Here is a 424-nt window from a genome sequence, read left to right on the forward strand (position 1 = left end):
CGGATAAAACGGATCATCGAGAAAACGCTCCTCCGTCAGTTCAGGACGGTTCAAATAGCCCCGAGCCACCCCTGCCCCCGCGATGTACAGCTCTCCGGCAACACCGGCAGGCTGAACGGTTCCCCCGCCGTCTAACACATAAAGACGGGCACCCGGAACGGGTTTTCCGATCGGAAGCCTTGTCCGCCCGCTGTCCCGTTTTCGGTCACAGACGTAAAATGCCGCATCAACCGTCGCTTCTGTCGGACCGTAGCCGTGAATGAGTGCGGTCTCCGGCAGAAGATCGGCAAACCGGGCAGCCGTAAGCGGTGAAAGAGCTTCCCCGCCGGCAAACACGCGTGTCAAGGTTTTGCCGAGACGAATTCTTGTTTCCTCAGGCTCTGTTTCCAGCGCATCTAAAAAGCTGTTGACCATCGCCGGAATA

Annotated in this window: 1 protein-coding gene; it reads right to left on the bottom strand. The window is 58.0% G+C overall.

Translation table 11 applies throughout. The features are described from left to right. On the bottom strand, positions 1-424 hold a 424-nt coding region (locus Y79_RS01000000119875), incomplete at both ends, for an AMP-binding protein (protein ID WP_155816696.1).

The organism is Bacillus siamensis KCTC 13613 (assembly GCF_000262045.1).
In the GTDB taxonomy this organism is placed as follows: Bacteria; Bacillota; Bacilli; order Bacillales; family Bacillaceae; genus Bacillus; species Bacillus siamensis.